The organism is Paenibacillus sp. FSL P4-0176 (assembly GCF_037975265.1).
GTDB classification, from domain to species: Bacteria; Bacillota; Bacilli; order Paenibacillales; family Paenibacillaceae; genus Paenibacillus; species Paenibacillus amylolyticus.
The window spans coordinates 477,874-491,034 of sequence record NZ_CP150242.1; the positions used below are offsets into that span (position 1 = coordinate 477,874).

At 48.8% G+C, this 13,161-nt stretch carries 13 protein-coding genes; all 13 read left to right on the top strand.

The window, feature by feature from the left end:
• Positions 1 to 41: 41 nt before the first annotated feature.
• The 13 genes from MKY95_RS02285 (at position 42) to MKY95_RS02345 (ending at position 13,056) form a co-directional block, all read left to right on the top strand.
• Positions 42 to 1,073, top strand: a complete 1,032-nt coding sequence (locus tag MKY95_RS02285) for a BMP family protein (protein WP_017691014.1) — start codon at positions 42 to 44, stop codon at positions 1,071 to 1,073.
• A 294-nt stretch (positions 1,074 to 1,367) separates the two neighbouring features.
• Complete coding sequence (locus MKY95_RS02290; protein ID WP_339196655.1) at positions 1,368 to 2,867, top strand: ABC transporter ATP-binding protein; 1,500 nt, start codon at positions 1,368 to 1,370, stop codon at positions 2,865 to 2,867.
• Entirely contained in the window at positions 2,864 to 3,931 is a 1,068-nt protein-coding gene (locus MKY95_RS02295) for an ABC transporter permease (protein ID WP_017691012.1), read from the top strand. Before MKY95_RS02290 ends, MKY95_RS02295 begins: the two co-directional genes overlap by 4 nt.
• A complete protein-coding gene (locus tag MKY95_RS02300; RefSeq protein ID WP_017691011.1) occupies positions 3,915 to 4,838 on the top strand; it encodes an ABC transporter permease in 924 nt (307 codons plus the stop codon). The genes MKY95_RS02295 and MKY95_RS02300 overlap by 17 nt, the downstream gene beginning before the upstream one ends.
• A gap of 46 nt (positions 4,839 to 4,884) precedes the next feature.
• Positions 4,885 to 5,556, top strand: coding sequence for a sulfite oxidase-like oxidoreductase (locus MKY95_RS02305; protein ID WP_339196658.1), 672 nt, complete (start codon positions 4,885 to 4,887; stop codon positions 5,554 to 5,556).
• 1 nt (position 5,557) lies between these two features.
• Positions 5,558 to 6,316: a nucleoside phosphorylase gene (locus MKY95_RS02310; protein WP_339196660.1), complete on the top strand. Its 759-nt coding sequence runs from the start codon at positions 5,558 to 5,560 to the stop codon at positions 6,314 to 6,316.
• A 204-nt stretch (positions 6,317 to 6,520) separates the two neighbouring features.
• Positions 6,521 to 7,132, top strand: coding sequence for a hypothetical protein (locus MKY95_RS02315; RefSeq protein ID WP_339196663.1), 612 nt, complete (start codon positions 6,521 to 6,523; stop codon positions 7,130 to 7,132).
• A 128-nt stretch (positions 7,133 to 7,260) separates the two neighbouring features.
• The gene (locus tag MKY95_RS02320) at positions 7,261 to 7,446 is read left to right on the top strand and encodes a hypothetical protein (RefSeq protein WP_036616704.1); all 186 of its coding nucleotides are present in this window, start codon (positions 7,261 to 7,263) and stop codon (positions 7,444 to 7,446) included.
• Positions 7,447 to 7,568: 122 nt separating this feature from the next.
• Positions 7,569 to 8,057, top strand: a complete 489-nt coding sequence (locus tag MKY95_RS02325; RefSeq protein ID WP_339196666.1) for a GNAT family N-acetyltransferase — start codon at positions 7,569 to 7,571, stop codon at positions 8,055 to 8,057.
• A gap of 123 nt (positions 8,058 to 8,180) precedes the next feature.
• Positions 8,181 to 8,579: a metal-sensitive transcriptional regulator gene (locus tag MKY95_RS02330; protein WP_339199888.1), complete on the top strand. Its 399-nt coding sequence runs from the start codon at positions 8,181 to 8,183 to the stop codon at positions 8,577 to 8,579.
• 59 nt (positions 8,580 to 8,638) lie between these two features.
• Positions 8,639 to 8,839 carry a copper ion binding protein gene (locus tag MKY95_RS02335; protein WP_017691004.1) on the top strand — a complete coding sequence of 67 codons (201 nt, stop codon included), beginning with the start codon at positions 8,639 to 8,641 and terminating at the stop codon, positions 8,837 to 8,839.
• Positions 8,840 to 9,055: 216 nt separating this feature from the next.
• Positions 9,056 to 11,542 carry a heavy metal translocating P-type ATPase gene (locus MKY95_RS02340; protein ID WP_339199890.1) on the top strand — a complete coding sequence of 829 codons (2,487 nt, stop codon included), beginning with the start codon at positions 9,056 to 9,058 and terminating at the stop codon, positions 11,540 to 11,542.
• Positions 11,543 to 11,895: 353 nt separating this feature from the next.
• Positions 11,896 to 13,056: an ABC transporter permease gene (locus MKY95_RS02345; RefSeq protein ID WP_036673157.1), complete on the top strand. Its 1,161-nt coding sequence runs from the start codon at positions 11,896 to 11,898 to the stop codon at positions 13,054 to 13,056.
• Positions 13,057 to 13,161: the final 105 nt, after the last annotated feature.

Here is a 13,161-nt window from a genome sequence, read left to right on the forward strand (position 1 = left end):
TAGGATAAGAAAAAAGAATGTTGAAAAGGGGTATTTTCAAAATGAAAAGAGGTTTATCGTTCGTCTTATCGATCATCATGTTGGCTATTTTGTTGGCAGCTTGTGGGAATTCGGCTTCCAAAGACGAACAATCCGCCCAAGGCAGTGATTCGGAGAAATCTCTTCGGATGGCCCTCGTACTTCCCGAAAAAATAGGGGTTAACCCTTTCTTTGTACAGATGGATGAAGGTTTCAAAAAAGCAGGCGAAGAATTCAAAGTAGATACCAAGACGATTGAATCGACAGACCCGGCAGCATTTGAACAAAATCTGCGTGCTGCGGTTGCCGAGAATTATGATCTGATTATTACAGCAACTTTCCAGGCAGAAGATGCATTGAAGAAAGTCGCTGCAGAGAATCCGGACAAGTCTTTTGCGATTGTAGATACAACCGTTGATCTTCCTAACGTTCGTAGCGTTGGTTTCCGTGAATATGAAGGGGCGTACCTGCTCGGTGCAGCTGCTGGATTGTCCACCAAAACAGACAAAGTCGGCATGATCGCAGCAATGGATGTACCATTGATCAAGAAATATACGGAAGGTTTCAAAGCTGGATTGGAATCCGTGAATCCGGATGCAGAATTCCTCGTGAACTATGTAGGTGGATTTAATGACCCAGCCAAAGCAAAAGAATTGGCGCTGGTACAATTCGGAAAAGGCGCTGACTTTATCGCTGGCGCATCCGCTGTAGGCGATCTCGGCGTGTTCGAAGCAGCCAAAGAAAAAGGCTTCTACACTTCCGGTCAGGATACGGACCGTACGGTTGAAGACCCGGAACATATCGTATTGTCTCAATTGAAGTCAACCGATACGGTTGCTTATGAGACTGTGAAAGATTTTGTAGAAGGCAACTTCAAAGCAGGTGCAGTAAACTACGGTTTGAAAGAAGACGGTGTAGGCCTGACTTACGTTACACGTGACAGCGAATCTCCATTGAATGCTTTTGTCGGACAAGAAGTGATCGACAAGGTTAAAGCAATCAAGGATGATATCGTATCCGGCAAAATCGTAGTCAAAGATCCATTGCAACAATAGTTTTGAATGTTCTTTTCAATGAATGAGTGATGGAAATGATCAGCCGGCTGCCCGATCAGGCAGCCGGTTTTGCTGCTATTAAATGACCAGTATATGTTCAACTTATCGTTTACACGATAACGAAGAGGACAGAAATAACCTGAAGAAGCAACGCGTTCGCATTTATCCCCGGATTTTCCCGTGTCAAAAGGGAATCAAAAAAATCTGGGGATAACGGCGATCAGAAGGTTGTTCTGTCATCGTAGTGGCGAGTGTAACCTTTTTAAGTTGAACTGAGAGGAGCGAACGCAAGATATGCTGTTGGAGATGGAGCAGATTACGAAGAAATACGGCGGCTTCACCGCTAACCGGGACATCCGTTTTAATTTGCGTGAGGGAGAGATTCATGCCCTTGTCGGTGAGAACGGGGCTGGTAAAACAACCTTGATGCGTATGCTGTACGGTATGGAACAGCCCACGTCAGGCACAATCAAAGTCCGCGGACGTGAGGTGAGCTTTGCCACGCCGTCCCAAGCGATGGCAAGTGGCATCGGTATGGTGCATCAGCATTTCATGCTGTTCCCTTCCTTTACGGTGGCGGAGAACATCGTGATCGGACGTGAACCGGCTAAGGCAGGCGCATTTGATCGCAAAAAGGCAGCAGCCCAAGTAAATGAGCTTGGCAGACAATATGGCATGCCAGTTGACCCATGGAAAAAAGTGTCCGAGTGCCCGCTTGGCATGCAGCAGCGTGTTGAAATTCTCAAGGTGCTGCATCAGGGCGCAGACATCATTATATTGGACGAACCTTCAGCGGTACTGACACCGCTTGAAGTGAAGGAACTGCTGGCGAATATGAAATCTCTCGCCAAGTTGGGCAAAACCTTTGTACTGATCACGCACAAGCTGCAAGAAGTCATGGATGTAGCCGATCGGATCACGGTGCTTCGGGATGGTCAGGTGACAGGCACGTTGGAAGCCAAAGATACACATGTGGAGGAATTGTCTCGTCTGATGGTTGGTCGTGAACTTGTGCGTATGGACAAGCAGCCATCGGTTCCAGCGGAAGCCGTGCTTCAGGTGGAAGGGGTTAATCTGTCCGGAGCGAAGGATCGTTCGGCGCTCAAGGACATCCACATGGAGGTACGAAAAGGTGAGGTCGTGGGTATAGCAGGCATCTCGGGTAACGGCCAGTCGGAACTGATTCAAGTGATTGCGGGACTGCGTAAGGCGGATAGTGGTCGCGTTATACTCTCCGGGCAGGATACAACCAACTGGCCGGTACGGCGCATTCGGGAGCATGGACTTGCTCATATCCCGGAAGATCGTTACATGTGGGGAGCGGCCAAGGATGCGAGTGTTCGCGAGAACGGGCTGATGGGACACCATCATCGCTTGCAGTCACGCGGTATTATCAAAGCCAAAGCAGCAAGAACAATGGTAGAGAGTTGGATCCAACAGTTCAGCATCAAGACGGGTTCTGCGGAGACCAAGGCACAGTTTCTGTCTGGAGGAAACTTGCAGAAGCTGATTGCTGCCCGTGAATTTGCACAGGATACACCGTTTCTAATTGCAGCTGAACCGACTCGTGGTGTGGATATCGGAGCGATGGAGACAATCCATGCTGAATTGCTGCGCAAACGTAGCGAGGGCGCGGGTATTCTGCTCATTTCATCGGAGTTGTCCGAAATTTTGCAATTATCTGATCGGATTATTGTCATGTATGAAGGTGAAATTGCCGGAGAACTGAGAGCAGAGGAAGCAACTGAGGAACAGATCAGTTTGTTAATGGCAGGAGGGAAAGAGCGGATATGAATCGGGTAAAAGAAACACTTCGCGGACTCGTCCAGCCGCTGCTTGCCGTATTCATCGGTCTGATTGCAGGGGCTGTGGCGATTCTGATCGTTGGCGGTAATGTGGTGGATACGTATGCGGAGATGTGGAAAGGGGCCTTCGGCAACTTCTACTTCTTCACCAATACGTTGGCTCGTTCCACACCAATCATCTTGGCGGGGCTTGGCGTAGCATTGGCATTCCGTGCCGGATTCTTCAATATGGGAGCCGAAGGCCAGATGATTCTTGGCGGGCTTAGTGCCGCGCTCACGGCGCTCTATCTGCCAGGACCAGGCTGGTTTGTGTGTATTGCTGCGATTGTGGCAGGTATTGTTGCCGGGGGAATCTGGTCCCTGTTTGCAGGCTGGCTGGATGCACGCTTCGGCATGAACTTGTTGATCACAACCTTACTACTTAACTATATTGCCATTTATTTCGGGGGCTACATGGTCTCCTATCCATTTAAGGACCGCACAGGATCTGCAGCGATGGCACAGACTCCGATGATTGATCAAAGTATCTGGTTACCGAAGTTGTTCCAAGGCATGGGACTGCATGCTGGCTTCATTATTGCCATTGTAGCGGCTATTCTAATCTACTGGTTCACACATAAAACGGTGACCGGTTATGAAATCCGCATGCTCGGCAGCAACCCGTCCTTTGCAACCTACGGCGGTGTTCGCCGCATTCGCATGATGATGCTGTCCATGGTCATCAGTGGTGGACTTGCTGGACTCGCGGGTGCGGGGGAAGTGCTCGGTACACAGTACCGTTTCCTTGATGGCTCATTGTCATCGGCAAGTTACGCATGGAGCGGCATTATGGCAACGCTGCTTGCCCGCTCGCATCCACTCGGTACAGCTGTAGCAGCTATTTTGCTGGCTGCGTTACAGACAGGTGCCATGGGGATGGAACGGAATACGGATGTGCCGCTGGAAGTCGGCAGTGTCATCCAAGCTGTATTGACGTTATTTGTATCAGCTCAGATCGGTTATTCATTCCTGAAGCGGAGAAAGGAGAAAAAGTCCAATGCAACAACTGTTTGATGCAGCCATGTTTGGCTCAACCTTGCGGATTATGACTCCAATCCTGCTTGCAGCGCTCGGTGGGGCTTTATGTTCTCGTGTCGGTCTGTTTAACGTGGGTCTTGAAGGACTGGTTCTGATCGGTGCGTTCTCCGCTATTGTCGGTAATTATCTGTTTGGCAATGTGCTGCTGGCGGTACTCTTTTCCATTATAATTGTGATGTTATTCTCGGCGCTCTTTGCCTTTATAAGCATTAATCTGAAAGCCAACGCCATCGTGGTCGGGATCTCGCTTAACTTCCTGGCTGCGGGGGTGACGACCTTTGCACTGCGTGCGATTTTTGATGTAAAAGGTGCATACTACGACAAAGACATGGTGGGACTTCCCAAGTGGGATATTCCGCTGATTAAGGACATCCCGTGGGTGGGCGATGTAATATCGGGACATAGTCCGCTGGTTTACCTCGGTATTGTGCTCGTGATTGCACTACAATTTTATCTGTTCAAAAGTGTATCCGGCTTCCGCCTGCGCTCCGTAGGTGAGAACCCGATTGCAGCACAGAGCATTGGGATCAAGGTACGTGGCATCCAGTATGGTGCCGTTCTGATGTGCGGTGTGTTGTGCGCTCTGGCTGGAGCACAGTTGTCGCTCGGTCAGGTGACGATGTTTACCGAAGGCATGACTGCTGGTCGTGGTTTTATCGCGCTGGTGGCAACGATGTTAGGGCAAGCGAATCCGCTTGGCGTCATGGGCTCCAGTGTGCTGTTTGGCTTCATGGAAGCATTGAGTATTCGTCTGCAAGGTTTCTCCCTGCCAACGCATTTCACATTGATGCTGCCGTATATTGTGACGCTGGTCGCGATGTTCTTTTTCAAAGACCGTACCTATGCACAGGATGCACTGAAAGCGGGCGGAAGCTCGCGTTAATTCTGAATGTCTATGTTAGAGACAGTAAAAGAAGGAGGAATTCCACTTGCATAACAAGGCTGAACGTTTGAAAAAAAGTAAAACCCCGGCACCCAAAACAGGCAACGATCACGGAAATCGGCTGCCGCCAGGACAGATGCTGACGGAGAAATTCCCGATTCTGCATGAAGGGGAAGTGCCGGAATATGACCTGTCCACCTGGGACTTGAAGGTATTCGGTGAAGTAGAAGAGGAGAAGGTGTTCTCCTTAGCTGAGTTGCAGGCGATGCCACAGGTGAACACGGTGAGTGATATTCACTGTGTTACCCGTTGGTCGAAATTCGATACGCCGTGGGAAGGTATACGCTTTTCCGATTTTGTGAAACTTCTGGGGGTTAAGCCAGAGGCAAAATACGTCATGATCCATGCAGATCATGATTATGAAACAAATGTACCGCTCGAAGAATTGATGCATGATGATGTACTGCTCGCATTCAAATATAACGGTGAGCCACTAACACCCAAGCATGGTTTTCCACTGCGTATGGTTGTGCCACAACTTTACTTCTGGAAGAGTGCCAAGTGGGTACGTGGTCTGGAGTTTATGACAGAAGACCGGAACGGATTCTGGGAAGTGAATGGTTTCCACCATTTTGCCGATCCGTTCAAGGAACAACGCTTCTCGGGTGAAGATCTGCCGATTCCGGAAGACGAGTGGACGAAGAAGGAGTTTGATTGATATGTTGATGCCTATTTTGCAGATTCATTCGGAAGACATGCCGGCATATGCCATCGTCTGTGGTGATCCGGCACGTGCGGAGAAGATTTCCCATAAGCTGGAGCAGGTGAGAGAACTGGCGTTCAGCCGGGAGTATCGTACATTTGTTGGATTGTATGAAGGGGTACAGATCGCTGTGGTCAGCCATGGTGTAGGTTCACCTGGGGCAGCTGTCTGCTTCGAGGAATTGATTCGGGCGGGTGTAACAACTCTGATTCGTGTAGGTACAGCGGGATCGTATACAGCTGATTATCCGGCAGGCAGTGTGATTGTGAGTACAGCCGCTGTTCGTACAGACGGGTTGACTCGCCAACTGGTACCGGATGGTTTCCCGGCGGTAGCGGACATTGGGGTGACTCAAGCGTTGATCGAAGCTGCTCGTGAGCAAGAAAGCGCGGATGCTGCAACCTTTGCAGGTAAAGTGGGCGTTGGTATTACCGTAACACTGGATGCATTCTTTGCAGGCGTGGAAGAGATTCCACACCGCAAGTATAAGCAGGCTGGAGCACTTGCGGCCGAGATGGAAATTGCGGCGCTCTACATCGTCAGCACCTTGCGTGGCGCTCGCGCCGGAGCCATTGTCGCGATCGATGGATTCGCGGACAGTGATCTGGCAGCCGAGTATGATCCGCATACGGATGCAGTTGGACAAGCGGTGGAGCGCGAGATTAATGCAGCGCTACGCGCACTAGCCGCGCTTGCTCGCCAAGATCAGGCGTAGGTTGGTTAAGGCAATACATTTTTGCTCATTGTTACAAGCAAAACAGTAGATGATGTCCATTTGAGGTGGACAATATAAAAAGGGCGTCCCGTAAGGTCATGAATATGACCCAAGGGGCGTCCTTTCCTTTTTAAGAGGGAGATGCAGGTACAGTAGCGAATTGTATTTGCATGGCATGTCATTAAATTAGGAGAGTGATTAAATATGGGCTGGAGTGAATTACGTGAAATTCCTAATGAATACAGCGATGAGGTACAGCGGATTGATGAACAACTTCTGAAACTGGTTGCAGCCAGAAAGGATATAACCGGAGCAGTCCAATACCAACCCCCTCAAAATACCATCGATGAATGGGTGAGCTTACTGGATATGAAGGAGGAAGATATCCGATATGTTCTCCGTAGCGTGCAACCGATGCCGCAAAGACATTACTTTCCAAGTGAACCTCTTCAATTGACGAGTGTGGTGCCGATTATGAAAAAAATGATTAAAGATTCGTGTGAGTATATGATCACGCATTCGATGCAATATGAAGGTGAAAGCCTCGTTTATGTGGAGATTCAATATAAGGGGAATGAGGCTGAGCGTATACAAATGGTTCCACATTTGGCTCTGGAAATATTCAGCGAACAGAGATATATCACCATGAGACATGGCAGTCGTGGAGGAGGTGGGGAGACGCAAATTAGTTTCCGAGTGGTTCCTGCCCTTCCTTCTTCTCTGGAAAACGTTCGATTCTCCTTGATTCCCTCAATACCAGAGATGGAATACAAAGTAGAGGAAATCATTTTGGATAAACAGGTTGATTTCGATTAACGAAAGGGTTTAGAGATGGATTTAGCTTAACTTGGGGGGGTGTCCCTCGAAGAGAATGATAATGCAGAAAGTGGGCACGTTATATAAAGGAACATCAACATGAATACGAAAAAAGGGAGGACTCTATGATGACACAGAACAATCAACCTCAGGACGAGGCGGAAATTCGCAACAAGCTGGATGAAGACGGGGATTCCTTGATGGAGAAAAAGAAGATTTTGAGCGGAGTAGACATTGAGCCGCAGGCGGACGAATGGGCAGCGAAGCCATCACCTGTTGCTTTTAATGAAGGAAATACTTCTTCGAAAAAATAAACAACATGAGCATCATATTGGCTTGATGGAATGAAGATAAATTAACGAAGCAGGTACCCTTATGGTATCTGCTTTTTGGTTGTATAATAATGTAAAATTCAGTAGACGAAAGAGTGATTGGGATGAGTACAGGTACGATTAACATCCGAAAGGCAGAAATGAGGGACTACTCTGGCGTGTCATTGTTGATGGATGAGCTGCACCAGATGCATGTCGAGGCGCGGCCGGATCTATACAGAGCGTTGGAGACTAGAATGGAGAAAAAGGAGTTCATCGAACTGCTGGAAACGGACAAGCGTTACCTATATGTTGCCGAGTCTTCCGAAACGGGCTTGATTTTGGGTTACGGGAGCGCGCAGTTAAGTGTAATTCAGGATAACCCATTGATGGTGGATCGCAAGATGTTGTACATCCATGAACTTGTAGTGGATAACAAACATCGGGGCCTAGGAACAGGTAAACAGTTACTACAAGCATTCATCGAGTTAGGGAGAGAGCTTCAGGCAGAAAGTATGGAATTGTCCGTGTCAACGTTTAACTCTGGGGCACAGGCTTTCTATGAACAGATGGGTATGGTCGTTCGCAGTAGCAGGATGGAGTATACCTTGTAAGATGCATCGCTCTATTTAATTAGGAAGAATTCATCCATTTTTAACAAAATATCAGAATACTCTTGAATACCCCTATGGGGTATGTTACTCTTAGAAAAGAACGAAAGAAAAGGGGTGTTCATGATGGATCATCAGAGCCATCCCGAGGAACCTTTGCAATCCTCCAAGTCAGATTCAACGGAAGCTTTGGCTACAGTTCAAGAAGTGGTATCCTGTCATACCGAGGGCAGTGATGGGAAGCATGTGCGCAAGAGTCACCATTCGCAGGAGATGAAGAGTAATCTGGTTTCTCGTTTGAACCGTGTGGAAGGTCAGATTCGCGGGATCAAGGGATTGATCGAGAAGGATACGTACTGTGATGATGTGCTGACGCAGATCGCGGCGGCTCAGTCTGCTCTTAATTCAGTAGGCAAACTTTTGCTTGAAGGCCATATGAAGAGCTGTATCGTTGAGCGTATTCAGGCTGGTGAACATGAGGTTGTGGACGAACTGCTGGTTACGATGCGGAAGTTAATGAAGTAAGCTGGATTTATTTACCAAATCAAGTTATCATTTTAATATACCCCAAGGAGGAATTTACAATGTCTAATGTTACGTTGAACGTTACGGGAATGTCTTGCAATCACTGCGTGAAATCAGTTGAAGAAGCTGTGAAGAATACCGGTGCGAGTGGTAAGGTTGATCTGGCAGCGGGAACAGTAGCGGTGGAATATGATGAGCAGACGGTGAACGTGGATCAGATCAAAGCTGCCATTGAAGATCAGGGGTACGATGTAGTCTAGCGGGATCACAGGCTTAAACCGAACATGCTCATGGGCGAAAAAGAGGTCAGAGTACCTTTTCCCAAGAGTCAGGTTTAAGCCTAATTTTCTGTCTGATATATACCCCTTGGGGGTATAATGGGTGCAACATACAAAAATTGAATCGACATGAAAGGAGCTGACATGATGGATAACTCAACGAATAAACCAATGGATAGATCATCCGAACCCACACCAATGCCACCTATGGCAGAAGCACCAGGGCTGAAGGCAACACTGCACATCACGGGGATGACTTGTGCTGCATGTTCGACGCGAGTGGAGAAGGGATTGTCCCGCATGGAAGGTGTGCATCAGGCCAATGTGAATCTGGCCATCGAACAGGCAACCGTTTCTTATGATCCAAAGACAACCAACGTGAATGCGTTGCGGGATAAAGTTGAGGCTCTTGGCTACGGTACGGTGTCCGAATCGGTTGATCTGAACATCACCGGTATGACGTGTGCCGCCTGTTCTGCCCGGATTGAAAAAGGTCTTTCCCGACTACCGGGGGTATCTCAGGCGAATGTGAATCTGGCGCTGGAGACAGGGCATATCGAATATGCCGCTGGTGCATTGAAACCTTCGGATATTACCGCCAAGATCAAGCAGATGGGCTACGGTGCTGAACTGCAATTGACACAAGAAGAGACCACATCGGTTCGTGAACGTGAGCTGCAACGCAAAAAGTGGAAATGGATGATATCTGCTTTATTATCGATTCCGTTGCTGTGGGCAATGGTGGGGCATTTCTCGTTCACATCCGGAATCTATGTCCCCGAACTATTCATGAACCCTTGGTTCCAGCTGCTGCTGGCAACGCCGGTACAGTTCGTGATTGGGTGGCAATTCTATGTGGGGGCGTACAAAGCCTTACGTAACCGCAGTGCCAATATGGACGTTCTCGTCGCATTGGGTACCAGTGCAGCGTTTTTCTATAGTCTGTATCTGACGTTATCCAGTGGGTACTTACCTTCTACAACCATGGACCATGGGGCAATGGGAACGAGCACAGCCGCCATGCCCTCGGTAGAACTCTATTATGAGACAAGTGCAATTCTGATTACGTTAATTCTACTGGGAAAATGGTTCGAAGCTGTGGCGAAAGGTCGCTCTTCACAGGCGATCAAAAGCCTGATTGAACTGGCTCCACGTGAAGCCCGTGTCATCCGTGATGGACAGGAAGTGATGGTTCCTGCCGCATATGTCGCGGTGGGTGACTTGGTTCTGGTGAAGCCGGGTGATAGCATCCCGGTGGATGGTATTGTTGAAGAAGGGCAATCCTCAGTAGATGAATCCATGCTTAGTGGAGAGAGCCTTCCCGTGGATAAAAAGCCAGGAGATCCCGTTACAGGTGCTACGCTGAACAAAAACGGGGTATTACGGCTGCGTGCGACCCGAGTGGGCTCGGACACGGCTTTGTCTCAAATCATCAAAGTAGTCGAGCAAGCTCAGGGTTCCAAAGCACCAATCCAGCGGATTGCAGATGTCATTTCAGGCATATTTGTTCCAATTGTCGTCGGTATTGCCGCGTTGACATTCTTGATCTGGTATCTGTTTGCAAGTCCAGGTGACTTCGCTGATTCCCTTGAAAAAGCGATTGCCGTGCTTGTCATTGCTTGTCCATGTGCACTGGGGCTGGCAACGCCGACTTCTGTCATGGCTGGATCAGGACGTGCAGCTGAATATGGCATTCTGTTCAAGGGCGGCGAACATCTGGAGTCGGCACAACAGATTCAGACCGTGGTGCTCGACAAAACAGGTACAGTAACCCAAGGTAAACCGGTCCTTACCGATGTTATCACGGCTCCGAATTGGACGGAATCTGATCTGCTTGAGCGAGTGGGAGCGGCCGAACAGAGTTCCGAGCATCCGCTGGCAGAGGCGATTGTTGCAGGTATTCGTGCCAAGGGTCTGGAGCTAACCCCAACAGAGAAGTTTGAGAACATACCGGGATACGGCGTGCGAGCTTCAGTAAAAGGGCAAGAGATTCTGGTCGGCACGCGTCGTTTGCTTGCAGATGCACAGGTGAATGTCTCTGAGGAAACCGTTCAGCAGATGAACCGTCTGGAGGAACAAGGGCGTACAGCGATGCTGGTAGCGGTAGATGGTCAGTGGGCAGGGATCGTGGCTGTGGCTGACACCATCAAGGATACCTCTCGTGAAGCCATCGGTCGTCTTCAGGCGATGGGGATCGATGTCATCATGATTACGGGAGACAATGAGCGAACAGCTCGCGCTGTAGCTGAACAGGCAGGGATCGGTAAAGTACTGGCTGAGGTTCTGCCGGAGGGTAAAGCTGCGGAAGTGAAGAAACTTCAGGAGAGTGGCCTGAAAGTCGCGATGGTAGGTGACGGCATTAATGATGCTCCGGCACTCGCTACAGCGGATATTGGGATGGCGATCGGAACAGGAACGGATGTAGCGATGGAAGCGGCGGATATTACGTTGATGCGTGGTGATCTGAACAGCATTGCAGATGCGATTGAGATGAGCCGGCGCACGATGGGTAACATCAAACAAAACCTGTTCTGGGCACTCGGATACAACGTGATTGGTATTCCCATTGCGGCAGTTGGCTTCTTGGCTCCATGGCTGGCAGGGGCGGCGATGGCGTTCAGCTCCGTGTCGGTTGTACTGAATTCGCTGCGTCTGCAACGCATGAAGCTGAAGAGAAATGACTGACCGACCTTTGTTTGGAGATATATTCAACGCCTCATTGTCAATGAAGTGAGGATGAATAAATACGCGGTTCGCTGCGGCGGACCGTGTTTTTTGTTGAGAAAAATACAGTTGCGTCGCCAGAAAGTAAGCCTGAATCGGTGGTATTAGATGTTCTTTTCTACGGAGAAAGGAAAGCATAATGCTCTTTTGTGAAAATGGATCAATTGTATTCATGAATAAAGCTTATATTTTCTGAATTTTTCAAAAAATGAGTTGACAATATGGACATATTCACATAAAATTTAAACGATCGTTTGATTCAAACAACTGTTTAAATCAAATTAGAACTATTTGAGTAATGGAGGACACCATTTATGTTACAGGCTTTACGTACATTGTTTAAAAAACCGCCAGTGATTGTAGGGATCGTAACAGCACTTATGTTCCAAGTGATCTTTAGCGTGATCTGGATGACCGCATATTCTGGAGTAAATGACCGTGCGAAAGAATTGACGGTTGCGATTGTGAACGAGGACGGCGAAATGTCCAAAGGAATCGCGGATTCGCTCGCAGGAACACTGCCTTTCCATACCGTATCCAATCTAAGTGCGGCTGAAGCTTTGGATCAGCTGAATCATCACCAAGTACACATGGTGCTGGATATCCCGGCTGGGTTTAACGAATTGCTTCAGACGGCTGGCTCAACCGCCGAGATTAAATACACCATTAATGAAGCGAACCCGGTTACGATCAAAAGCATGATGCAAGGTGTATCACAAAGTGTGACAAACACGATTAACAAACAAGCTACAGCACAAGGAGTACAGACGGTGTTAACCGCTTCAGGTGCGCCTGCCGATCAGGCTGCTGAAGCCGCTACAAACCTGACTACCCGAGTGGAAGGAACGACAACGTCTATCAACCCGGTTAACGGGATGAATAATCAGATGGTGCCAATGATGATGGTACTGGCTTCCTATGTAGGTGCCATGATCATGGGGATGAACCTCCAGACAGCCATGGGTATGCTGTCATCCACCTATTCCCGATTGACTTTGTTTGGCGCGAGAGTAGTCATTAATGTGGGTTCCGCATTGGTTGTTTCCTTGCTGGGATCATCGCTGATCGTGGCACTGGGAGGACAGATTGCACAAGGATTCGTTGCATTCTGGTTGTTCCAGGCGCTCTTCCTGTGCACGTTCATGTTCTTCTCCCAGTTCTTCCTGATCTGCTTCGGACCAGCGGGAAGTCTGTTCAACATCATCTCACTGTCCTTGCAACTGGTATCCTCCGGTGCTATGGTACCACGTGAATTGCTGAACAGCTTCTATAGCGGCATTGGGCAGTACCTGCCTGCAACATACGCCGTTCAGGGTATTCTGAGCGTGCAGTTGGGAGGCCCAGGAGTTCAGTCTGCTGCGGGCTCTATCGTGATTGTACTGTTGGTTGCCGTTGCGTTGTCACTGGTCGTGACGTTGTTGAAAAAACAACGTATGCCAGCTATGGCTCCAAGCCCTGCTCAAGCAAACAACTAATACAGCAGATGTATACCATTGCTTTATAGGATAGGACAAGCACCCCGATGATTTTCATCGGGGTGCTTGGTGTAATATAATAGACAGATGATTCGCTGGCTGCAG

What these genes read in the sequence shown, in the direction of transcription:
- MKY95_RS02285 (WP_017691014.1), top strand. Translation starts at nt 42, where the DNA reads ATGAAAAGAGGTTTATCGTTCGTCTTATCGATCATCATGTTGGCTATT.
- MKY95_RS02290 (WP_339196655.1), top strand. Translation starts at nt 1,368, where the DNA reads ATGCTGTTGGAGATGGAGCAGATTACGAAGAAATACGGCGGCTTCACC.
- MKY95_RS02295 (WP_017691012.1), top strand. Translation starts at nt 2,864, where the DNA reads ATGAATCGGGTAAAAGAAACACTTCGCGGACTCGTCCAGCCGCTGCTT.
- MKY95_RS02300 (WP_017691011.1), top strand. Translation starts at nt 3,915, where the DNA reads ATGCAACAACTGTTTGATGCAGCCATGTTTGGCTCAACCTTGCGGATT.
- MKY95_RS02310 (WP_339196660.1), top strand. Translation starts at nt 5,558, where the DNA reads ATGTTGATGCCTATTTTGCAGATTCATTCGGAAGACATGCCGGCATAT.
- MKY95_RS02315 (WP_339196663.1), top strand. Translation starts at nt 6,521, where the DNA reads ATGGGCTGGAGTGAATTACGTGAAATTCCTAATGAATACAGCGATGAG.
- MKY95_RS02320 (WP_036616704.1), top strand. Translation starts at nt 7,261, where the DNA reads ATGACACAGAACAATCAACCTCAGGACGAGGCGGAAATTCGCAACAAG.
- MKY95_RS02325 (WP_339196666.1), top strand. Translation starts at nt 7,569, where the DNA reads ATGAGTACAGGTACGATTAACATCCGAAAGGCAGAAATGAGGGACTAC.
- MKY95_RS02330 (WP_339199888.1), top strand. Translation starts at nt 8,181, where the DNA reads ATGGATCATCAGAGCCATCCCGAGGAACCTTTGCAATCCTCCAAGTCA.
- MKY95_RS02335 (WP_017691004.1), top strand. Translation starts at nt 8,639, where the DNA reads ATGTCTAATGTTACGTTGAACGTTACGGGAATGTCTTGCAATCACTGC.
- MKY95_RS02340 (WP_339199890.1), top strand. Translation starts at nt 9,056, where the DNA reads ATGCCACCTATGGCAGAAGCACCAGGGCTGAAGGCAACACTGCACATC.
- MKY95_RS02345 (WP_036673157.1), top strand. Translation starts at nt 11,896, where the DNA reads ATGTTACAGGCTTTACGTACATTGTTTAAAAAACCGCCAGTGATTGTA.